The sequence below is a fragment of the Gluconobacter kondonii genome (assembly GCF_002723995.1).
In the GTDB taxonomy this organism is placed as follows: domain Bacteria; phylum Pseudomonadota; class Alphaproteobacteria; order Acetobacterales; family Acetobacteraceae; genus Gluconobacter; species Gluconobacter kondonii.
Map to the genome: position 1 here is coordinate 328,189 of NZ_BEWP01000001.1, position 21,878 is coordinate 350,066.

The following is a 21,878-nucleotide window of genomic DNA, read 5'->3' on the forward strand; positions in this document are numbered from 1 at the left end:
CATGACACCTGAACTCAAGGCAGGGGGCCTCGTTCTGCGCGCCCTGCAGCCGGAAGACGCCCCGGCCGTCCATCGTCTGATCAATGACTGGAGCGTCGTGCGGATGCTCAGTCGCCTGCCCTTTCCGTATCCGCGCGATCTGGCGGAACAGTGGATCGATTCCACGCGCCATGACAGTGCACAGGGCAGTGCACATCATTTCGCCATTACCCGTGACGGATCGCTTCTGGGCGCGATCGGCCTCGTTCTGTCCGAGGACCGGCGCTCCGGCTCGCTGGGATACTGGCTGGCTCCGAGCGCTTGGGGACAGGGACTGACCACTCAGGCAGCCCGGCGCGTAATCGAATGGGGACTGACAGTTCTACGTCTGGAGAAAATCACAGCGGACGCGGCGCAGGATAATGCCGCGTCTCTAGCCGTTCTGTGCAAGCTCGGTTTTACAAAAACAGGCATATCCAGTCGACGCTTCGTGTCACGCGGGCAGGATTGTCCGATCGATCTGCTCGAACTCCCCCGGACGACATTTCTTTCTGAAATGCAAAAGCCAATTGAGGCTCCCGTGCAGCAGGCCGAAGTGACTCCTGTCGTTGTGGAGGCACCTAAGCCGCGGACACTGTTGGTAGTGGCAGCCGCACTTCTGGACGCACAAGGACGGATTCTTCTTGCCAAAAGACCGGAAGGCAAACGTCTCGCGGGGCTATGGGAATTTCCCGGCGGCAAAGTCGAACGCGATGAGACGCCGGAACAGGCGCTGATCCGGGAAATGCGTGAGGAGCTCGGGCTGGATCTGACCGGCTCCTGTCTGGCCCCCTTCACGTTCGTCAGCGAAAATGCCGGACCGTTTCATCTGCTGATGCCACTGTATGTGGTGCGGCGCTGGCGGGGCGTTCCCACCCCGCGCGAAGGCCAGACGCTGGAATGGGTTTCGGCATCGGATCTGGGTCGTTATCCCATGCCGGACCCGGACCTTCCGCTGATCCCGCTTTTGCAGGAGCTGCTGGACTAGTTCAGACGGAAGACCTGCTGGGGCGCTCCCGCAACATCCGTGCGGAACACGAACAGAGACCCGGCCTGTGGCTCCTTCGTCAGCGTTTCGGCATCCAGTCCCTTGCGGGCCGTTGTCACGAAGACAGTCTTCAGGTCGTCTCCTCCGAACGCAACCTTGGTCACGTTTGTAACAGGCATGGAAATGGATGGCAGTGCCGTGCCATCTGGCCTGAAACGCATCACGCGCGAACCACCCCACACGCCGCACCAGAGCGTGCCCTCGTTATCGGTCACGATCCCGTCGGGATATCCCTGTTCCAGACGGGCAAAAACCCGCTCGTTCGCAAGTTCGCCATCGGGCTGAATGTCGAAAGCGTAAATCGTCTGTTCTGGGCTGTCGCAGACGTAAAGCGTCTTTCCGCAAGGGGAGACGGCAGGGCCATTGGAAACGGTATAGCCTTCATCATGATGCGTCACATTCAGAACAGCCCCTTCGTGCACAACGCAATAGATCGAGCCGGAAGGCTGTTCCTCGCCATCATCCATCGTCCCGAACCAAAGTCGCCCCTGCGGATCGACACAGCCGTCATTCAGACGATTGCCGGGTTTCTCAGGCTCGACCAGCTTATGATCGGAAAAAGTGCCGTTCTTCGGATCGAAACGGCGCAGACCGTCGGGCATGCCCGCAAGGAATGTCCCATCTTCGACCGGCAGCAGAAAAGCCACACGGTCCGGCGCGCTCCAGCTTTCATGAGCCCCCGTCGCGGGCGTGAAACGGTGAATTCTCGCCTCCGGGATATCAACGAAATAGAGCGATTTTTCGTTGGCAATCCAGATCGGCCCTTCCCCCAGTGTTGCACGCAGGTCCAGGAGGCATTCGGGATGATGGAGCGGGTTGCTGGTCATAGTTCCTCCTGATGAAAACCAGAATTCGGGATGGGTTTGTTCTCGACAACGCGGGACGACCCGTTACGTTCTGTGGCGAAGACTATCAGGAGCGAACACATGCTTCAAAAAACTGCCTGTTTTCTCGTCATCGGCAACGAGATCCTCTCGGGACGCACACAGGATGCGAATACGCGCGTTCTGGCTCAGGCGCTCAATGCGCAGGGCATCCGGCTCATGGAAGTCCGTGTCATTCCCGACATTGCGGAACGGATCATTAATACGGTCCGTGAATGCAGCGCGGCCTTCGATATCGTGTTTACGTCCGGCGGAATCGGACCAACGCATGACGACATCACCGCGGAATGCGTCGCCACGGCCATGGGCGCCCCGCTGGTTCGTCATGAGGAAAGCTTCCGGTTGCTGGAGGCGGCGCTTGGGGCGGATCGCTTCAACGCAGCCCGACAGCGCATGGCCTATCTGCCGGAACGGTCAACACCCATCCTCAACACGGTGTCCGTGGCGCCCGGTTTCAGCATCGGCAATGTGCATGTGATGGCCGGAGTGCCGTCGATCTTTGCATCCATGGTCGCATGGTTGGTGCCGCAGATGGAAAAGGGCGCCCCTCTCGTTTCCGCAAGCTGGCATGCAGCGGGATTGAAGGAAGGGGATTTCGCCTCTGATCTGGCGACGTTGCAGGAAGGCTTTCCGACGATTGATCTCGGGTCTTATCCCTATCACTTGCCAGACGGCGCAAGTGGCGTAGCGCTCGTAGCCAAGGGCTATGACAGCGCGATCGTCGGGAAAGCCGCGCAGGCGATCCGTGATCTGATCATGGCGCATGGACGCGAGCCATTGGCGGGCGAACCGCCGCACCGACAGACAGTCTGAAAACACAAAAGCCGCTGCGAAGGAGCAGCGGCTTTCAGAAAGACCTCAGTGCAGAGGGGTGCGGGTCATGGACAGGAACTTGTCCCGACGCTTCTGGATCAACGCCGGGCCCGTCAGGCCTTTAAGGGTCTCGAGTTCTTCGGAAATCGCATTTCCGATCGCCATGACGGCTTCTTCCGGCGCACGCTGGGCGCCACCGATGGGTTCGGGGACGATCCGGTCAATCAGGCCAAGGGACTGAAGATCCTGCGCAGTGAGCTTGAGAGCTTCTGCGGCGGCAGGGGCCAGCTTCGGATCACGCCACAGAATAGAGGCCGCGGCTTCCGGCGAGATCACGGAATAGATGGAGTGTTCGAGCATCAGGATGCGGTCACCCGCGCCGATGGCGATGGCACCACCCGAACCGCCTTCGCCAATCACGGTCGCAATCAACGGTACGGGAGCCTTGAGGCACACGTCGATCGACTTCGCGATGGCCTGAGCCTGTCCGCGCGCTTCAGCATCGATTCCCGGCCATGCACCGGCAGTGTCGATAAAGCTCAGAACTGGCAGACCAAAACGTCCGGCCATTTCGATCAGGCGCTGCGCTTTGCGATAGCCTTCGGGACGGGCCATGCCGAAATTGTGCTTCAGGCGCGTTTCGGTGTCGTGACCACGTTCGGTCCCGACGATAACGACAGGCTCTCCGCGGAAACGGGCCAGACCACCAATCATGGCGTCATCGTCACCAAAGGCGCGGTCGCCGGACAGGGGTGTGTAATCCGTCGTCAGCAGACGCACATAGTCCAGAGCCTTGGGGCGCTGAGCGTGACGGGCCACCTGCACTTTCTGCAGCGGCGTCAGCTTGGAGTAAGTCGAGCGGAGCTGCTTGTCGGCCTTTTCGGACAGACGGGCAATCTCGTCATCGATATTGATGCCGCTGGTGCCGGAGGCCTTGCCCTGGCTGCCCATCTGGCGGAGTTCGTCGATTTTGGTCTCGAGTTCGGCGACCGACTTCTCGAAATCTAGGAATTGGCGCATGGCCGCCTGATAGCACGCTTGCGCGCCGGGAAACAGTCCCTGCGACAAGCGGAATGTTTCTGTCAGTCTTCCAGGACGTCAGGCACGCCTTTACGGGCCAAGGGATGATGCGCGCTCACAGCCTGTCGCAGGCGCTCGGACATGACCTGCGTATAAATCTGGGTCGTGGCGATATCCGCATGCCCCAGCAGCATCTGAAGCGCCCTCAGATCGGCCCCATGCGCCAGAAGATGACTGGCAAAAGAGTGCCGCAGAACATGCGGGCTGACGCGGTCGGGATCTATTCCGGCCTTCAGGGCACAGGCGAGCAGGATCTTGTCGAATCCCTGTCGCGTCAGCGGTTTTTGCGGATTGCGTCCCGGAAAAAGCCACGGACTGCCGAGATCGCGATCGAAATGCACAAGCTGGTCGGCCGCCTCGCGCGCAGTTTGGGACAGAGGCACCAGACGCTCCCGTCCACCTTTGCCTCGCACCAGCAGCATGGGACCACGCACATGCACACAGGTCGCGGGCAAAGCGAGCAGTTCGGAAATGCGTAGCCCGGTTGTGTAAAGCAGTTCCAGCGCGGCACGGGAGACGATATCCCGGCGTTCGTTTTCGTGTCCTCGCGTACCGACCTCAAGCAGAAGGCGGATTTCTGTCTCGTCGAGCGGTCTGGGCAAGGAGGACGCGATCTTCGGAGCCTGCTGCCGCTCGGTCGGGTCATCCTCACGCACCGATTCGAGCATCAGGAAACGATAAAACTGCCGCAGGCAGGACAACCGCCGCGCCGCCGTCCGTGCCGCCAGACCGGCGCGGGACAGTTCGGCCAGATAGGACTGAACCTCCCTCCCCTGAGCGTTGCAGAGGGAGACGGGTGCACAGTGCGCTGCGAAATCGGCGAGATCGGAGGCATAGGCCTGCCGGGTTTTCAGGGCCGCACCACGCTCTGCGGCCAGCATCTCAAGGAAAGCCTCGACATGTCTGCTGTCACCGGAGAGCGGCATGACAGGTTGGTCAGTGCGCGGGAGCGGGAGCGGGAGCCGGAGCAGCAGGCATGGGCTGCGCCGGGGCAGCCTTGGGAGCAGGCATCGTCGGCAGCGGAGTCGAAGGCGTCAGGGGCGCAGCGGTGGGAGCAGCAACCGGGGCTGCCGGAGTCGTGCCAGAAGCGGCAACAGGTGCGACAGGCGCCTGGGTTGTCGTCTGGACGGCGGTCTGGGTCGTCGGCACAGGCGGCATTGCCGGCAGTTCGGCCTGTGGCGCGGCGGTGCTTGCAAAAGCAGCGCCTGACAGATCCTTGTGCACCATGGTCTGTTCCGGCGGGGTAGCGGTCATGCCCAGACGCAGGAACGCTCCGCCAGCGCCCAGAACGAGAAGGACGGCAACAGCTCCGCCAATGAATGGCAGGCGGAAAATGGAACGATCGATATTGGCCATGAACTAAGGTCTCGAAGTGAGGGCAGGACGTGCCCCTTCTCCTATGATAGGTAGCAGGGCATGTCACGCCTGCCATTCTCCCTTTCAGCCAAGTCGGAACCCTTTTTCTCATCCGACGGCATCCCGTCACGCACGGTTGTCCTCGTCGGGATGATGGGTGCTGGCAAAACCACCATCGGACGGCGCCTCGCCCAGATCTGCGGCCTGCCTTTCGTCGATGCGGACGTCGAAATCGAACGCGCGGCCGGGTGCTCGATTCCCGAAATCTTTGCACGCCATGGCGAAGCGGCGTTTCGCGACGGCGAACGCCGCGTCATCCAGCGCCTGCTTGATGGACCACCCTGCATCCTTGCGACGGGTGGCGGGGCATGGATGGATGTCCAGACGCGTCGGCTGGTCCGTCGCCATGCCGTTTCGATCTGGCTGCGCGCGCCCGTGCATGTGTTGGTTAAGCGGGTTGCGGGCCGTCCGGGGCGACCGCTTCTGGCACAGGGACGTCCTGACGAAGTTCTGGAGCGCCTCGTCGGGCTGCGCTATCCGGTTTATGCCGAAGCAGACATCATTATCGATTGTGGGGATGAGACCGTGGAACAGGGCGTGCAGCGCGTACGGGAAGTTCTGGCCGAATATCGCAGACCGGAAACGGTCCATGTTTCGCTCAGCCATCACAGCTATGACGTGCTGATCGGGCCTGACCTCATCTCCCGTGCCGGTGCCCTGCTCGCCCCACATCTGCCGCAGAAACGCGTAGTCGTCATTACTGACAAGACCGTAGCGGAACTCCATCTGCCGCGCCTGCTGGCATCTTTCGAAGAAACAGGCATCCGTGCGGACGTGATTTCGGTTTCTGGCGGCGAGGAGAGCAAATCCCTCGCCTGTTACGGCGACGTGATGAACCGGCTTCTGTCTACGGGGATCGAACGCAAGACGACCATCGTGGCGCTGGGAGGCGGCGTAGTCGGGGATCTGGCCGGTTTTGTTGCAGCGACGGCCCTTCGCGGACTGCCTTTCGTGCAGATCCCCACAACCCTGCTTTCACAGGTGGACAGCAGCGTCGGCGGCAAGACCGGCATCAACGCAGCAGCGGGCAAGAACCTGATCGGGGCGTTCCACCAGCCTGTCGCAGTTCTGGCGGACACCTCCGCTCTGGCCACCCTGCCCCGTCGTCAGCGCATTGCCGGATATGCCGAGATCGTCAAATCCGGCCTGATCGCAGATCCGGACCTGTTCGCATGGTGCGAAAACTACGGACAGAATGTTCTGGAAGGCGATCCCGCGTCTCTTGCGGAAGCCGTACGCCGCGCCTGTGCCTTCAAAGCAGCCGTCGTGGCTGCCGACGAGAAGGAACAGGCTTCTGTCGGAGGACGCGCCCTACTCAATCTGGGGCATACTTTCGGTCACGCTCTGGAAGCGGAACTGGAATATGATGGGCGGCTTCTGCATGGCGAAGCGGTTTCGATCGGCATTCATCTGGCGATGGCGCTTTCCGTGGAGCTGGGTTATGCCCCCGTCGAAGACCTGCATCGACTGGACCGGCATCTGCGCAGTCTGGATATGCCGGTGAGCTTTGACTGGTTCAGAGACTCGTTCTCGGCAGAAATACTTCTGCACCACATGACTCGGGACAAGAAAATGCAGGACGGAAAGGTTGCGTTCGTCCTGTTGCGCGGAATTGGGAAAGCCTTCTCCACACGCGAAATTCCCGCAGAAACAGTGCGTAATCTGCTTGTAAGCGAGGGTTGCCGCCCGTGATGAATGTTAAAATTTCGTCATACCTCAGCTAAATAGCTGTTTTACAACTCCTTTTGCATAGCTGCTTTCTGCGGGAGGCTCTGGCGTCGGCTGGAACCTTGAGCTAAGGCAGCGTAGACGCGAGGCGTAGATCGTGAAGCGGGCGAAATGGATTGTGGCTTTTATGTCACTCCCCTTCCCCGAGTAGAGCCGGAACACCCTGAGTGGCTTTGTCGCCGGGAACTCTGAGTTCTATATGCGCTTATGCATCGCGCTGGGTCCGTTGGTGAAAGCATTTTCCAACGGCTCGAACGTTAGTCACTAAGAGGACGAAAACATGCGTCTCCGCACGGCACTCCTTGCCATGACGTCGATGGTCGCCGCACCGTCGCTTGCCATGGCCAGCACGATCACCGGTCCCTATGTCGACCTGGGTGGTGGGTACAATCTGGTCCAGAACCAGCACGGTCATTTCTCGCCGACGACACAGGCAGACGGTACGAGCAGCAATGCTGGCTCCAAGTCTCAGTATCGTCACCATGACGGCTTCACTGGTTTTGGTGCGTTTGGCTGGGGCTTCGGCAACGGTCTGCGCGTTGAAGTCGAGGGTCTGTACAACTACTCTCAGCTCAACCACCGCAACCACACGGCAGCAACGGGTTCCACCCGCGGCTCCGATCAGGCTTACGGCGGCCTCGTCAATGTCCTGTATGACATCGATCTCGCCAACTTCGGCCTGAACGTTCCTGTCACGCCGTTCGTTGGTGTTGGCGCTGGCTACCTGTGGCAGCACTACAACCCGACCACGACCCAGTACGACAATGGCAATGTGACCCGCATGGGCGGAACGCAGGGCAGCTTCGCCTATCAGGGTATCGTCGGTGCAGCCTACGACATCCCGAATGTTCCGGGCCTGGCAGTCACGACGGAATACCGTTTCATTGGCCAGACCTTCGCAGACGGTCCGTATCGCGCTACGTCCTACAACGCTTCCGGCGTTCACAAGGGCAACGTGAACTTCGACCAGCGCTTCTCGCACCAGTTCATCCTGGGCCTGCGCTATGCCTTCGACACGGCTCCCCCGCCGCCGCCGCCGGCTCCGGTCATCGTTCCGCCCGCTCCGACCCCGGCTCGCACGTATCTCGTGTTCTTCGACTGGGACAAGTCTGACCTGACGGGCCGCGCCCGTGAGATCGTTGCCCAGGCAGCCCAGGCTTCCACGCACGTCCAGACGACGCGCATCGAAGTCAACGGCTACACGGATAACTCCGCTGCTCACCCGGGTCCGCGCGGCGTGAAGTACAACCTCGGCCTGTCCAACCGTCGCGCTTCCAGCGTGAAGGCTGAACTGATCCGTGACGGTGTCCCGGCTGCTGCCATCGACATCCACGGCTACGGTGAATCCAATCCGCTGGTGCCGACCGGCCCGAACACCCGCGAGCCGCAGAACCGTCGCGTCGAGATCATCCTGAAGTAATTCAGACATGATCTGACGTCGGGGTCTTCGACTTCGGTTTCTGAGAAAGGCGTCCTTCGGGGCGCCTTTTTCTTTATGCGCTCATCCAGACTGAAGACAGAACGCCCTTGCATGTCTCTTTCCCGGCACGCTAGAGCCACTCCACCCCGACACACCGGAGACATGGTCCCTTGCGACGCAGCCGTATCTTTTATCCGCGCAGCCGCCCGGAAATCATTGACCAGTTCCTGCGTTTTGGAATTGTCGGGGCTCTCGGATTTCTTGTGGACTGGGGAACGGTGTCTCTGCTGCGCCAGCCAGCAGGGTTAGTCGCAGCAACGCTGATTGCCTATTTCGTGGCAGCGACCGGAAACTGGTGCCTCAACCGCTTCTGGACCTTTCGGCTCTCCGCCACCGACAACCAGCATATGATCCTGCAATGGCTTCGATTCCTGCTGGCCAATTCGTTCGGTTTTCTCCTCAACCGTGGAATGGTTTTCCTGCTTTACGCTACGGTTCCACTGACCGTGCATTTTCCTGCGCTGGCCCTGGCCGCAGGCGCGCTGTGCGGCATGGTCGCTAATTTCAATCTTTCGCGCCGCCTCGTCTTTCGCGCCCAGACACCGGAAACTCCGCTGGAACTCGTCCAGATGGCTGTAGAGATCCCTGCCGCCGGACTGACGGCACCGGAACCCGAACCGGATCTGTCGGGTCTGGAGAATAACACCTTCAGACTGCATGACCGCAATGACTGAAGGCTGCATTTCCAAGGCCGCCACAATAGTCTAGGACAGGCAGACGATTTCCCTGCTTTTCTGGAACTGACGCTCCCTTATCATGACCAGCACCAACGATATCAGATCGGCCTTTCTCGAATATTTCGGTGCACAGGGCCACCGCATCGTTCCTTCGGCATCGCTGGTGCCGCAGAACGACCCGACACTGCTGTTCACCAACGCTGGCATGGTGCCGTTCAAGAACGTCTTCACCGGTCAGGAAACCCGCCCCTACTCCCGCGCCACCACTGCGCAGAAAGTCGTGCGGGCAGGCGGTAAGCACAACGATCTCGATAATGTCGGCTACACGGCGCGCCATCATACGTTCTTTGAGATGATGGGGAATTTCAGCTTCGGGGATTATTTCAAACCCGAAGCCATTGAATTTGCCTGGACGTTGCTGACCCGCGACTTCGGGCTACCCAAGGACAAGCTGCTCGCCACCGTCTATGCGGAAGACGAAGACGCTGCGGAACTTTGGAAGAAAATCGCCGGGCTGTCCGATGATCGGATCATCCGCATTGGGACGTCCGACAACTTCTGGCGCATGGGTGATACGGGACCGTGCGGTCCGTGTTCCGAGATTTTCTACGACCATGGGGACAGCGTCTTCGGCGGCCCTCCGGGCAGCCCGGATGAAGACGGCGACCGTTTCGTCGAGATCTGGAACCTCGTGTTCATGCAGTTCCTCGATCAGCCGGACGGTTCGCGTGACTCCCTGCCCCGGCCTTCGATTGATACGGGTATGGGACTAGAGCGTTTTGCCGCAATCATGCAGGGCAAACGCGACAATTATGATACCGATACCATGCGTGCGCTCATCGAAGCTTCGGCTGATGTGATGCATCAGGACGCGGATGGGGCGTTCAAGTCCAGCCACCGCGTTGTCGCCGACCATCTGCGCTCTACTGCCTTCCTGATCGCCGATGGCGTGCTGCCGTCCAAGGAAGGGCGCGGCTATGTGCTGCGGCGCATCATGCGTCGTGCCATGCGCCATCTGCATATGATGGGCGCGAAGGAGCCTGTCTTCTATCGCCTGCTCCCGGCGCTGATCCAGCAGATGGGCGCGGCTTATCCCGAACTGGTCCAGCATCAGGTGCTCATCGCGCAGACGATGAAGGGCGAGGAAGAACGCTTCACAGCACTTCTGGAGCGTGGCTTGACGCTGCTCTCCGATGAACTGGGCCGTCTGGGTGAAACGGAAGCCCTCCCCGGCGATGTGGCGTTCAAGCTGTATGACACGTTCGGTTTCCCGCTCGATCTGACGCAGGACGCCCTGCGCGAAAAGGGTCGCACGGTTGACGAGGGCGGCTTCGAGACCGCCATGGCCGAGCAGCGCAAGCGCGCGCGCGCGGCCTGGGTCGGATCGGGTGATACCGCTGCCGAGACGGTCTGGTTCGATGCACGCGACAGGCACGGCCCCAGCGAATTCCTCGGCTATGTTTCGGAAAAATCCGATGCGGAAGTGCAGGGTATCTTCCGTGGCAATGACGAACTGGCTTCGGCGCCTGCTGGCGACGATACAGTTGCGATCCTGCTTAACCAGACGCCCTTCTATGGCGAAAGCGGCGGTCAGGTGGGCGATCATGGAACGCTGACAGCCGCAGGCCTGCGCGTCGAAATTACAGATACGCAGAAGCGCAACGGCGATCTGATCGTGCATTACGGCAGGGTTGTCGAAGGCACGCTGAAGCCGGGTATGGCGGTTCATGCCGAGATCGATCACGCCCGTCGTACGGCAGTTCGCGGCCATCATTCCGCGACCCATCTGCTGCATGAAGCCCTGCGCCGTCAGGTCGGAACCCATGTCACGCAGAAGGGCAGCCTGAATGCACCGGAGCGTCTACGCTTCGACATCAGCCAGCCACGTCCGCTGACGGATAAGGAACTTGCGGCAGTCGAGGCTGAGGTCAATGCCCGCATCCGCGAGAATGCTCCGGTTCAGACGCGCCTGATGACGCAGGACGAAGCCGTCGCGGAAGGCGCGATGGCGCTCTTTGGCGAAAAATACGGTGACGAGGTCCGCGTCGTCTCGATGGGCACGGGCGACGATGATCGTGCCGCCTATTCCATTGAACTGTGCGGTGGCACGCATGTGGGCCGTGTGGGCGAAATCGGGCCGTTCCGTATCGTCTCGGAAAGCGGTGTCTCGGCTGGCGTACGTCGGATCGAGGCGGTTTGCGGTCTGGCAGCGGAAGCGCTGGCACTGGAAACCGAAAACCGCCTGAAACAGATCGCGGATCTGCTCAAGGTTCCCGTCACCGATGCGGTGGCCCGTGTGGCCGCGCTGCTCGAAGAGCGCAAATCCCTGACGTCGCAGGTGTCCGATCTTCAGCGCAAACTGGCCACTGGCGAAGGCACCAGCGCGACGGAAAGCATCAACGGCATCACGCTTTCAGCGCGTGATCTGGGGGATGTCAGCCCCAAGGAACTCAAGGGGCTGGCGGAGAGCATTTCCCAGCAGATCGGTTCCGGCGTGGTGGCGCTGATGTCCAATGCCGATGGTCGTGGCAGCATTGTGATCGCCGTGACCAAGGACCTGACGGACCGTCTGGATGCGGTGAAGCTCGTCCGTGAGGCATCTGCTCTGATGGGCGGAAAAGGTGGCGGCGGACGGCCGGATATGGCTCAGGCCGGCGGCCCGGATGCCAATGCGGATGCGGTCTTTGCAATGCTGCGCACAACATTGGGAGCAGCATAAGCAATCGCATCATGATATGTCAGGGCAATGACAAAGCATGGGTTGACCGGAATCATGCTTTACCTGTCCTGATAAAGCCTTCTAACTGCCCGGTAGTTCAAGATGAAGGAGAACACCATGGCCTGTGGTCGTGATACTCTGGCGAAACTGCTGGGCGGCGTCCGGAAATTCGAAACGGACGTTTATCCCGAGAGTGCGGAACTGTTCGAGAGCCTGGCCTCCAGCCAGTCTCCGTCAACCCTGTTCATCACCTGCGCCGATAGCCGGATCAGCCCAAGTCTGATTACCCAGACAGAGCCGGGTGAGCTGTTCATCGTACGCAATGTCGGCAATATCGTGCCGGCTTATGGCGAAATGCTGGGCGGTGTGTCGTCTGCGATCGAATATGCGGTCGGCGCGCTCAAGGTAAAGAACGTCATCATCTGCGGGCACTCCAACTGTGGTGCGATGGGCGCCCTGATGGACCTGAACTCCCCGAAGCTGGACAATCTGCCGACCGTCAAAAGCTGGATGCGTCATGGCGAAGCCGCTCGCGCTGCGCTTGGGGATCTGAAGGCCGAAGATGCTGGTCCGGAAGATATCCGTTCGCTCGCCGAATATAACGTCATGCTCCAGCTTGTGCATCTTCGCACGCATCCTGCCGTCGTGCGGGCGCTGGCGCAGGGTGAACTGAAGCTGCAGGGCTGGTTCTACGACATTCCCAAGGGCGAGATCCTCATCATTGATGAGAGCACACGCAAGACACGCACTGTCGAGAGCGTGCTTGAAGAAATGTGCGCCACCGAAGGGCAGGCCGCCTGAAACAGGCCACGGCTTCCGTGCTGGCCGGTCTTATCGGGATCGCCAGCATGGGAACAGCTTCAGCGCATATTCTGAAGCTCTCGACTTGGAACATGGACTGGCTGACCCTTCGCCCCTCGGGCGATGGCGCATTGCCAGATGACGTTCCGGGCGGAGGGCATCGCGATTTTCCAAAACTCGCGGCCTACGCCCGGCATCTGGACTCAGATGTCGTGGCTTTTGAGGAAGTGGACGGCCCGATCGTCGCTTCCCGCGTTTTCAGTCCCAAAACATATCAGATTCTTCTGACGCCTGATGCGGTGGTGCAGAGAGTGGGCGTCGCCGTGCGTCGCGATCTGCATGTGACGGTCAATGAGGAACTCTCCGCCCTCAATGTCGCGTCACCAGATGCGCCCCATCAACTTCGCGGTGGTCTGGATGTCACCATCAGTGATGCGCACGCCAGCCTGCGTCTGCTGGTCGTGCATCTCAAGACGGGATGCTGGGACCAGCCGCTGAACCAGCGTCAGCACTCCTGCCCTACCCTGTATCAGCAGGTCCGCGTTATGCAAGACTGGATGCTCGAACGACAGGACGAGGGCGAAGCCTATGCCGTTCTGGGGGATTTCAACCGGCGCCTGACGCTGCATGATCCGCTGATGCAGCAGATCGAGACCGAAACGCCTGTCACGCTGACGACGGCGGCCAAGGCCAGTCCCTGCTGGGGCGGCGAATATTTCATTGACCATATCCTGCTGGGCAATGCGGCACAGAACTGGCTCGTGCCGGACAGCCTGCGGGTCATGACCTATAAAAACGATACGGCTCCTGCGGGTCTTTCGGATCACTGCCCTGTTTCGGTCCGGCTGGACATGCCCTGATAGAGCGTTGCGGGGCCGGAGGTTCCAGTCCATGAAGGGTACCCTTCCCGCTGTCCCGCCCGGAGCGATCAATGTCTGATTTTCGATCTGCATGGCCCGTCACCCCTTTGGCCCCTCAGGTCGTGGTTCGGGTTGAGCGGGCTATGCCAGAACTGCCTTCAGAAATTGAAAGTCGCGTAGCATCGCACTGGAATGCCGCGCTTGCGAAGCATCCCACGCTCTATAACGGACGCGTTTTCTGCGCGGATGTGATCGAAGCAGAAATCATCCGTGGGCACTGGTCGGAATACAGGCGGGTTCTGGCCCAGATGCGGGAGCCAGATCTGTATGGTGCGGGTTTTCTCCGTCCACTGGCGGTCGTGGGCCTGTTGCGGACAACCGACGGGATCGTCATCGGGCAGCGTTCGGAAACATCCATTTACCTGCCCGGATACTGGCAGGGCGCTCCGGCTGGCAATGTGGAAAGCCGTGATGGCGAAGCGCAGATTGATCTGGCGGCCCAGTTGATGGCGGAATGTCTTGAAGAACTGGGGGTGTCTGAGACGGAATGTCAGATCGGAGGTTGCCTTCTGGCCTGTGAACACCCGCAGACCCATATCGTGGATGTCGGCATGGACATCATCGCCACGCTGGATTTCGAATCTCTGAAAGAACGCTGCAACCGTCTGGGTAATGCAGAATACCAGAGGCTGATGTTGATCCGGCCCGATACGACACTGCCCACACCGCTCGTCCCTACATTATCCGCCATGCTGGAGCGAAACCGATGACCTACCGTATTCTGGATGCTTCAGGGCTACGGGACTGGCTCGCACAGCAGCCGGATCTGTCGGAACGACTGGGAAGCGAGGCTGCGGATTGGAGCATCCGGGAGGTCAGCGACGGCAATCTCAACACGGTGTTTCTGGTAGACGGTCCGGTTGGAGCTCTCTGCTGCAAGCAGGCTCTGCCTCATGTCCGCGTGGCGCCGGACTGGCCCATGCCGCTGGAGCGGGCGCTATATGAATCGCGCTATATGCAGACTGTGGCGCCCGCCGCTCCGGGGTTGATGCCGGAATTTTTGGCTTATGATGCAGATCTGTTTCTGATCGTCATGGAATGTCTGACGGCGCATGAAGTCCTGCGATCGGCGCTGATCGCAGATCGTGCGCTTCCGGGATTTTCCGCCGTGATCGGGACCTATATTGCCAGAAGCGTGCAGGCGACAGGATGGGTAAATCAACCGTTTGAGACCGGCGCGCGCCTGCTGGAGCAGTTTTCCGGCAATACCGCCCTCACCCGCATTACGGTCGATCTGATCCTGACAGACCCGTACCGCGTCTGTGATCGCAACCCGGAACCGGAGGCCGGTCTGCGTGAGGATGTAACAGCACTTCAGAACGACCAGAATTTGCATCAGGCTGTCGGTCGGCTTCAGGAGCGTTTCCTGACGGTAAGGCAGGCGCTACTTCATGGCGATTTGCACACCGGCTCCATCATGCTGGACGGTTCGGATGTCCGCGTCATTGACGGCGAGTTCGCCACGATGGGGCCGGTCGGGTTCGACTGCGGGCTTTATCTGGGCAACCTGGCGCTACATCTCTGCGCCGTCCCCCACAAGGCTACGTTCCTTAGAGACGAAATGCTGGCCTTCTGGCAGAGCTTCTCGACGGAACTACGCTCCAGCCTCTCAAAGGAGGGTGGCGATCAGTGGGCTCTGTCCGGACCTGCCTCCCGTCAGGATCTGATCGAGACGTTCCTGAACGGTATTCTGCGTGATACGGCAGGGTTCTGTGGGCTGGAAATGGTCCGGCGTACAGTTGGGTTTGCACAGGTGGCTGATTACGGAGTGTGCAGCACCGAAAAGGACCGGCTTCTGGCACGACAAAAAGCGCTCCAGATCGGACAAACACTGGTTGTGCAGGGCGCGTCGCTACGGAGTTTTTCCGATATTCTGTCCCTGATGGGACTGTAAGAAAAAACCCCGCTCCTTGCAGAGCGGGGTTTTGATTTTCAGGCGGCTGACATGCCGATCTGTTTGATGTCATGAAACGCCAGATCGGGATTCATCTCGATGGTCCGGCGCATCATAAAGGACGACGTCGCGAGGAAAACAGGATCTCCGTCCAGATCGTCGGCCATGGCGGAGCGGTTCATGTCCTGGAACATCTCGATCTTGGCGCGATCACCCGTGATCCAGCGGGCCAGCGAGTAAGGCGTGCTCTCGAAACCGATGGTCACGCCATATTCACCCAGCAGACGCGACTGAAGCACGTCGAGCTGAAGTGTTCCGACCACGCCCACGATCGGCGAAAGGCCATCCTGCGGGCGGAAAAGCTGAACCACGCCTTCCTCGGCCAGTTCCACGAGAGCCTGACGCAGCTTCTTGGCTTTCATGGCGTCATCGAGACGGACACGACGCAGAATTTCAGGCGCGAAGTGCGGCACGCCGGTGAAACGCAGGTCTTCGCTCTCGCTCAGCGTATCGCCGATCCGCAAGGTGCCGTGATTGGGAATGCCTACGACGTCACCGCCAAAAGCTTCTTCGGCAAGCTGGCGGTCGCGGGCGAAGAAGAACTGCGGCGTGTGCAGGGCGAACTGCTTGCCGGTCCGAACATGCTTCAGCCGCATCCCGCGGGTCAGACGACCAGAACAGACGCGGGCGAAGGCCATACGGTCGCGATGGTTCGGGTCCATATTGGCCTGAATCTTGAAAATCAGCGCCGTGACCTGATCTTCGGAAGCCTTGACCTCGCGGGTTTCGGTCTGCTGCGCGCGGGGTGCCGGACCATAAGCCACAAGCGCGTCGAGCAGATCCGTGACGCCGATTTCCTTCATAGCCGAGCCGAAGAAGACCGGAGACAGATGGCCCGCATCGAAGGACTCCCGATCAAACAGGGGCAGTGCGGCCTCGGCAAGCTCGACTTCCTCGCGCATCTGGATGATGCGGGGGTCGTCTTCGCCAACGGGCTCTTTCGTATGCACTGTCTGCGTCCGCAGATCGTATGTGCCGATGAACTTGGCAGCACGTCCGATCGGCCATGTGGCCGGAGACGTGTCCAGCGCAAGCGTGTTGGCAATTTCGTCGAGCAGCGCAAAGCAGTCCTGTGCCTCACGGTCCATCTTGTTGATGAAGGTGACGATGGGAATGTCGCGCAGGCGGCAGATTTCGAAGAGTTTGCGGGTCCGGTCTTCGATGCCTTTGGCGGCGTCGATGACCATGACCGCGCAATCCACGGCCGTCAGGGTCCGGTAGGTGTCTTCGGAGAAGTCTTCATGACCCGGAGTGTCGAGCAGGTTGAAAACGCAGTCGCCGTACTCGAACGTCATGACCGAAGTCACGACGGAAATGCCACGGTCGCGCTCGATGCCCATCCAGTCGGACTTCGTGCGGCGGCGTTCGCCCTTGGCGCGGACATTGCCCGCCATCTGGATCGCGCCACCTGCCCGCAGGATACGTTCGGTCAGGGTCGTCTTACCGGCGTCAGGATGGGAAATGATTGCGAACGTACGCCGGCGAGCGATCTCGCGGCTGATTTCAGCGCTCTGCGCCTCTGACATGATGCCTCCGATGACAACAGCAAATCCGGGAGAAGTCCGGGACCGGCTCCCTCGCAGTGTCCGGGGGTCAGATAGCACGTCTGACGACAGCAGAGGACACCCGGAAAATGTGCTTTTCCGTTGGGAGGCGCAATGTGGAGAAAGCGGCTTTTTCCGTCAAGGGAGAAAGGGTTCGTTCCCGCGCTAACTTACCAGCGAAACCCCAGCGTATGCCCTGTGAGGCTGCGTACGACATTGCGTACGGAATCTACTGTCTTTCCTGCCGTCGTACGCTCCATGACAGGAGGAATGATCCGACAGCGTCTGGGTGTCCAGACAATGCTTCCATCCTTACAATGAATGGGATGCGGCCCCGGCGGGGGTGGGTGATAATGCATGTCGGGTGCAATGAATGTATTGATGCCCCGAGCCTGAGCGAAAGCACAGAGACCCGCGAAAATCAGAATGATCCAAAGCCCAGCCCGCATGTACCTCTGCCCCCTATGTGACACAGATCGCATCAATTGGTAACAGAACGATACATCAACACACCTCTAAGCAGCCAGAACAAAAAAAACGCCGGATGGGAAATCCCATCCGGCGTTTTCCGGTCGCATTCCGATCCGGGCCGCAAAACCCGGTTCAGGATCAGCGGGAGTAGAACTCGACGACCAGGTTCGGTTCCATCTGCACCGGATACGGCACGTCCGAGAGAACCGGAACACGCAGGAACGTGCCCTTCATCTGGCGGTGATCGACTTCGACGTATTCCGGCGTGTCGCGCTCACCCGTCTGGACAGCGTCAAGCACGATGGCGAGCTGCTTGGAGGAGGAACGGACTTCGATGACGTCGCCTTCCTTCACGAGGTAGGACGGGATGTTCACCTTCTTGCCGTTGACCGTGACATGGCCGTGGCTGATGAACTGACGCGATGCGAACGGCGTGATCGCGAACTTCAGACGGTACACAACGGCGTCCAGACGACGCTCGAGCAGACCGATCAGGTTCTCGGACGTATCGCCCTTGCGACGAACGGCTTCGTCATAATACTTGCGGAACTGCTTCTCGCTGATGTTGCCGTAGTAGCCCTTGAGCTTCTGTTTGGCCATCAGCTGGATGGAGAAGTCGGACGGCTTCTGCTTGCGGCGCTGACCGTGCTGGCCGGGGCCGTATTCGCGACGGTTGACCGGGGACTTGGCACGGCCCCACAGGTTGACGCCGAGGCGGCGATTGATCTTGTACTTGCTCTCAAGACGCTTTGACATGGGTTGACCCCTGTACTCATCAGAACCACCCCATGCTGCATGGCGGTCCGTTTTGTTGTGCCGGTAGGCCCTCTCCCGGATTGGAAAGAGCGGGCGCGCACCCAGATGCCGGGCCGACGGGATTGCAGACTCCCGCGCTATTGGACCGGCCGGTACGTCCACGTTTCCGGCTGTGCCGTCGCGCCTACAGGAGTCCCCGATCGCGGTCAATCAAAACCTGCTTGCAAGCCATGTCATTTTCTTGCAGTGGGGGCGCGGAAAGTACGCAACCACATCAACTCCGGCTGCGCTAACTGTCCGGAACTCCCCTTCGCTTTTTCCCGAGCACTCCTGAAGGGGAGCAACACGTTTTTTCGAGTTTCCGTATGAAAACCTACCGCTTCAATCCCAAAGCCGGCCGTATCGGCGAAGGTTCCCTCGAAGGACTGGTGCAGTCCCTTGATGCGCCTCTGCCCCCCAAGCCCGGGGAGAGCGTCATCAAGCGTGCCTTCAAAAGATTCGGCCTCGCCCAGATGCACATGTCCCATCTGGTGATCGACGATCGCACGATCTATCTGCGCGGCAAGGCTGACAACGCCAAGGACCGCGACCAGATGATCCTTGCGGCAGGCAATGTTGCAGGCGTCTCGGCTGTTGAAGCCGAAATTGCCGTGCCGGCCGGAACGCCGGAGCCGGAGTTTCTGGAAATCAAGACCAGCAAGACGCTGGACGAAGTGGCGGACAAGCTGCCGCAGGACATCACCGGCGATGAACTGCTTGATGCCAATCAACCGCTTGTCACGGCCAAGGATGACATTTATCCGGGTCAGACCATCCGACTGCCGACCGAGAACTGATCTGTTCGTCGTGGCTCCTCCGAGATGGGGAGCCACGACTGCGTTTCACGATCCGGCACTGGCAGGACGGTCCTGACCTCCATTCCCGGAATTCTCCTTATGGACTCCATCGAACCTCTCGACGTCGAACGGGTGCGCCCACCCCACGGTGTCGAACCGGCCATGCTGTCCCTCATGCTGGCGACATTCACCATCGGCACCGGCGAATTCGCCATGATGGGTCTGCTGCCGGAATTTTCCCACTCCCTGGACATCACCATTCCGCAGGCGAGCTGGGCCATTTCGGCTTATGCGATGGGGGTTGTCGTCGGAGCGCCGCTGATTGCGATCACGGGCGCGCGTCTGCCGCGTCGCACGCTTCTGCTCTGCCTGCTGTGCCTATTTATTGCTGGCAATATTGGTAGCATTCTCATGCCGAACCTTGCCGGCATCGAACTCATGCGGTTCATGACCGGACTGCCTCATGGCGCGTTTTTCGGCGTTTCGGCCCTGATCGGCGCGTCGATGGTCGAGCGCGCCCGACGCGGACGGGCGGTCGGACGTGTGCTGTCCGGCATCATGATCTCGACCGTTATCGGATCGCCACTATCAACATATGCTGCAAGTCATGTCGGCTGGCGCGTCACTTACGGAGTCATCGCGGTACTGGGCGTCGTATGTTTTGTAGGGATCTGGTTCTTCGCCCCGCGTGACAGACCGCATCCGGGCGCAACCGCACTGACCGAACTCGGCGCATTCAAACGGCCTCAGGTTTTGCTGACACTCCTGACCAGCGCGATCGGGTTTGGCGGACTGTTCGGCATTTACACCTTTCTGACCACCGGACTAACGGACATCACGCAGCTTCCGGGCTGGCTCGTGGCTGTCTATCAGGTCGTATGGGGGCTGGGCATGGTGGCGGGCAATGCGTTCGGCGGAGCCATGGCAGACCGGAGTATCGACCGGACGGTAATCGTCTCCCTGACGGTCAGCGTCGTCTTCATGCTGGGGTTCTGGCTGCTGCTGCCCTCACCTTACGCCATGCTGCCCATCACGTTTCTGGTTCCGGCAGGGATCATCATGCTCTCCCCGGCCCTTCAGACACGGCTGATGGAAGTTGCCGGGGATGCACAGACGCTGGCGGCCTCGCTCAACCACTCGGCCTTCAATATGGCCAATGCCTTTGGGGCCTGGTTCGGGGCAGTGCTGGTCAGTTCAGGGTTCGGGTTGGGGGCCGTTGGCTGGGGTGGCGCCATCTTCTCCGCGCTGGGGCTGGTGATTTACGGCCTTACGATGTGGCAGGCACGGGCCTCCGCATCACGCGAAGCAGCCTGATCCCAAAGGCCACGCAGGTCGTGGCCAGCGCCAGCGCCATACCGATCCAGAGACCTTCAACACCGAAATGCTGATGGAAAGCCAGCCAGCCGCCAAACACCAGACCGACCAGACCATAGCTTACCATGGCGATCAGCATGGGCGTCACGGCGTCTCCGCAGCCCCGAAGCGCACCATTGAAGACGCATTGTAGACCATCCGCGATCTGGTAGAGCCCGGCGATCTTGAGAAGAGTCACGACCAGCGCCGTGGTTTCGGGGTCCGGCGCGCGATTCGAGAAATAGAGCGGCAGGATCTTTTCGGGCCAGATCAGCAGCAGCGAGGATGTGGCAAGGCTCCACATCAGAACGATGCCCATTCCGGTCAGAGCCGCGCGACGGCCCTGTTCCACACGCCCCGCACCGCGCCAGTACGCCACGCGGACATTCGTCGCCTGACCGATCGCCAGACACACCATGAACAGCAGCGAACTGACATTAACCGCAACCTGATGCGCCGCAAGACTGGGCGTTCCGAGTTCACCGGCACGCAGACTGGTAATCTGGAACATCAGGATTTCCGCCGCTGCCCCCATCATCATCGGGCCGCCGAGCTTCAGCAGATCCTTCATGACGGCCCATTGCACGGGCGCGGGCTTCAGGACTGCCCTGACGCGCTCATGGGTCAGACAAAGTCCGAACAGGGCAAAGCTTACGACCCAGCCCGTCAGGGTCGTGGCCGTTGCCGAACCATAAAGCCCCATAGCGGGAAGCCCCGCCCAGCCATGAATCAGCGCTGCATTGGTCAGCCCGTTACAGACCGCCATGGCCGGCATGATCCAGAGCAGCAGCGTCTCGGCGCCGAGCGCTGGCAGCGCGACACGCAGAACGCCAATGACAGCCAGATCAGGCAGAAGTGACAGCAGCAGAATATCAATGAAGCGGCTGCCATGTGTGATGACTTCCGCCGGTTCACCGATGGCCGTGAAGATGGTTTTCGAAAAAGCCAGCAGCAAAGCGCACGGAACGAAAACTGCAATGGCGAGCATCAGCGTCGCGCTCATCACACTGCGCCCATCATGAGATTTGCGACCATGATCTTCCGCGCCGCGTCCATGCGACAGAAGCACCCCTGCCCCACCGAGAATGGCCTGAAACGTCACCATTGTCGTGAAGAAGAACGTGCTGGACAGACCACCAATGGCCAGTTCCGTCACACCGAGCCCACCAAGCAGGACCGTATCCGTGACACCCATCGCCATTTCGGAGAGCTGTGACAGGGCCAGCGGCAGCGCAATTCGCACCAGCGTCAGGGCATGATTGCGTGGCGTTGTCGGGTCAGACGGCGGATGACTGGAAAAGGTGCTGCTCATGCTCCCCTAATACAGGCGTCAAACCTGCCGACAAGAGTAACAAGCCTGTTGCACCCGAACCAAGGCTG

19 protein-coding genes are annotated in these 21,878 nt (G+C 60.2%); 12 read left to right on the forward strand and 7 right to left on the reverse strand.

Translation table 11 applies throughout. The features are described 5' to 3' along the window. The first annotated feature begins 1 nt into the window (after position 1). On the forward strand, positions 2 to 1,006 hold the full coding sequence (locus GKO01_RS01515) for a bifunctional GNAT family N-acetyltransferase/(deoxy)nucleoside triphosphate pyrophosphohydrolase (RefSeq protein ID WP_099285374.1): 1,005 nt from the start codon (positions 2 to 4) through the stop codon (positions 1,004 to 1,006). Here GKO01_RS01515 and GKO01_RS01520 read toward each other — a convergent pair. Then, positions 1,003 to 1,893 carry an SMP-30/gluconolactonase/LRE family protein gene (locus tag GKO01_RS01520; RefSeq protein ID WP_099285375.1) on the reverse strand — a complete coding sequence of 297 codons (891 nt, stop codon included), beginning with the start codon at positions 1,891 to 1,893 and terminating at the stop codon, positions 1,003 to 1,005. The two genes, GKO01_RS01515 and GKO01_RS01520, sit on opposite strands and share 4 nt — an antisense overlap. 99 nt (positions 1,894 to 1,992) lie before the next feature. Here GKO01_RS01520 and GKO01_RS01525 point away from each other — a divergent pair, with 99 nt between their 5' ends. After that, entirely contained in the window at positions 1,993 to 2,763 is a 771-nt protein-coding gene (locus GKO01_RS01525; protein ID WP_099285376.1) for a competence/damage-inducible protein A, read from the forward strand. A gap of 45 nt (positions 2,764 to 2,808) precedes the next feature. On the opposite strand, the gene GKO01_RS01530 is transcribed toward GKO01_RS01525, so the two are convergent. From GKO01_RS01530 to GKO01_RS01540, 3 genes are all read right to left on the reverse strand, one after another. Then, positions 2,809 to 3,783 (reverse strand): acetyl-CoA carboxylase carboxyltransferase subunit alpha, encoded by a 975-nt coding sequence (locus tag GKO01_RS01530; RefSeq protein WP_099285566.1) that lies wholly within the window; start codon positions 3,781 to 3,783, stop codon positions 2,809 to 2,811. A 62-nt stretch (positions 3,784 to 3,845) separates the two neighbouring features. Continuing rightward, entirely contained in the window at positions 3,846 to 4,769 is a 924-nt protein-coding gene (locus tag GKO01_RS01535; protein WP_099285377.1) for a tyrosine recombinase, read from the reverse strand. A gap of 10 nt (positions 4,770 to 4,779) precedes the next feature. Then, positions 4,780 to 5,199, reverse strand: coding sequence for a hypothetical protein (locus GKO01_RS01540; protein WP_099285378.1), 420 nt, complete (start codon positions 5,197 to 5,199; stop codon positions 4,780 to 4,782). 60 nt (positions 5,200 to 5,259) lie between these two features. Here GKO01_RS01540 and aroB point away from each other — a divergent pair, with 60 nt between their 5' ends. The 8 genes from aroB (at position 5,260) to mtnK (ending at position 15,478) form a co-directional block, all read left to right on the forward strand. After that, the gene (gene aroB / locus GKO01_RS01545) at positions 5,260 to 6,951 is read left to right on the forward strand and encodes a 3-dehydroquinate synthase (protein ID WP_099285379.1); all 1,692 of its coding nucleotides are present in this window, start codon (positions 5,260 to 5,262) and stop codon (positions 6,949 to 6,951) included. Positions 6,952 to 7,267: 316 nt separating this feature from the next. After that, positions 7,268 to 8,407, forward strand: a complete 1,140-nt coding sequence (locus GKO01_RS01550; RefSeq protein ID WP_099285380.1) for an OmpA family protein — start codon at positions 7,268 to 7,270, stop codon at positions 8,405 to 8,407. Between the two features lie 170 nt (positions 8,408 to 8,577). Then, complete coding sequence (locus GKO01_RS01555) at positions 8,578 to 9,141, forward strand: GtrA family protein (RefSeq protein WP_099285381.1); 564 nt, start codon at positions 8,578 to 8,580, stop codon at positions 9,139 to 9,141. A gap of 82 nt (positions 9,142 to 9,223) precedes the next feature. Beyond that, positions 9,224 to 11,863 (forward strand): alanine--tRNA ligase, encoded by a 2,640-nt coding sequence (alaS, locus tag GKO01_RS01560; protein WP_099285382.1) that lies wholly within the window; start codon positions 9,224 to 9,226, stop codon positions 11,861 to 11,863. Positions 11,864 to 11,980: 117 nt separating this feature from the next. After that, positions 11,981 to 12,664: a carbonic anhydrase gene (locus GKO01_RS01565; RefSeq protein ID WP_099285383.1), complete on the forward strand. Its 684-nt coding sequence runs from the start codon at positions 11,981 to 11,983 to the stop codon at positions 12,662 to 12,664. A gap of 47 nt (positions 12,665 to 12,711) precedes the next feature. Further along, the gene (locus GKO01_RS01570; protein WP_099285567.1) at positions 12,712 to 13,524 is read left to right on the forward strand and encodes an endonuclease/exonuclease/phosphatase family protein; all 813 of its coding nucleotides are present in this window, start codon (positions 12,712 to 12,714) and stop codon (positions 13,522 to 13,524) included. A 71-nt stretch (positions 13,525 to 13,595) separates the two neighbouring features. Next, positions 13,596 to 14,294 (forward strand): NUDIX hydrolase, encoded by a 699-nt coding sequence (locus tag GKO01_RS01575; RefSeq protein ID WP_099285384.1) that lies wholly within the window; start codon positions 13,596 to 13,598, stop codon positions 14,292 to 14,294. Then, positions 14,291 to 15,478, forward strand: coding sequence for an S-methyl-5-thioribose kinase (gene mtnK / locus GKO01_RS01580; RefSeq protein WP_099285385.1), 1,188 nt, complete (start codon positions 14,291 to 14,293; stop codon positions 15,476 to 15,478). The genes GKO01_RS01575 and mtnK overlap by 4 nt, the downstream gene beginning before the upstream one ends. A gap of 38 nt (positions 15,479 to 15,516) precedes the next feature. On the opposite strand, the gene GKO01_RS01585 is transcribed toward mtnK, so the two are convergent. Continuing rightward, positions 15,517 to 17,064 carry a peptide chain release factor 3 gene (locus GKO01_RS01585; RefSeq protein WP_099285386.1) on the reverse strand — a complete coding sequence of 516 codons (1,548 nt, stop codon included), beginning with the start codon at positions 17,062 to 17,064 and terminating at the stop codon, positions 15,517 to 15,519. 627 nt (positions 17,065 to 17,691) lie between these two features. Next, entirely contained in the window at positions 17,692 to 18,309 is a 618-nt protein-coding gene (gene rpsD / locus GKO01_RS01595) for a 30S ribosomal protein S4 (protein WP_099285388.1), read from the reverse strand. 365 nt (positions 18,310 to 18,674) lie between these two features. Here rpsD and GKO01_RS01600 point away from each other — a divergent pair, with 365 nt between their 5' ends. Beyond that, positions 18,675 to 19,145: a BON domain-containing protein gene (locus tag GKO01_RS01600; RefSeq protein WP_062033644.1), complete on the forward strand. Its 471-nt coding sequence runs from the start codon at positions 18,675 to 18,677 to the stop codon at positions 19,143 to 19,145. Positions 19,146 to 19,244: 99 nt separating this feature from the next. Beyond that, the gene (locus tag GKO01_RS01605; protein ID WP_099285389.1) at positions 19,245 to 20,459 is read left to right on the forward strand and encodes an MFS transporter; all 1,215 of its coding nucleotides are present in this window, start codon (positions 19,245 to 19,247) and stop codon (positions 20,457 to 20,459) included. Here GKO01_RS01605 and GKO01_RS01610 read toward each other — a convergent pair. After that, the gene (locus GKO01_RS01610) at positions 20,413 to 21,810 is read right to left on the reverse strand and encodes an MATE family efflux transporter (protein WP_099285390.1); all 1,398 of its coding nucleotides are present in this window, start codon (positions 21,808 to 21,810) and stop codon (positions 20,413 to 20,415) included. The two genes, GKO01_RS01605 and GKO01_RS01610, sit on opposite strands and share 47 nt — an antisense overlap. Between the last annotated feature and the right edge of the window lie 68 nt (positions 21,811 to 21,878).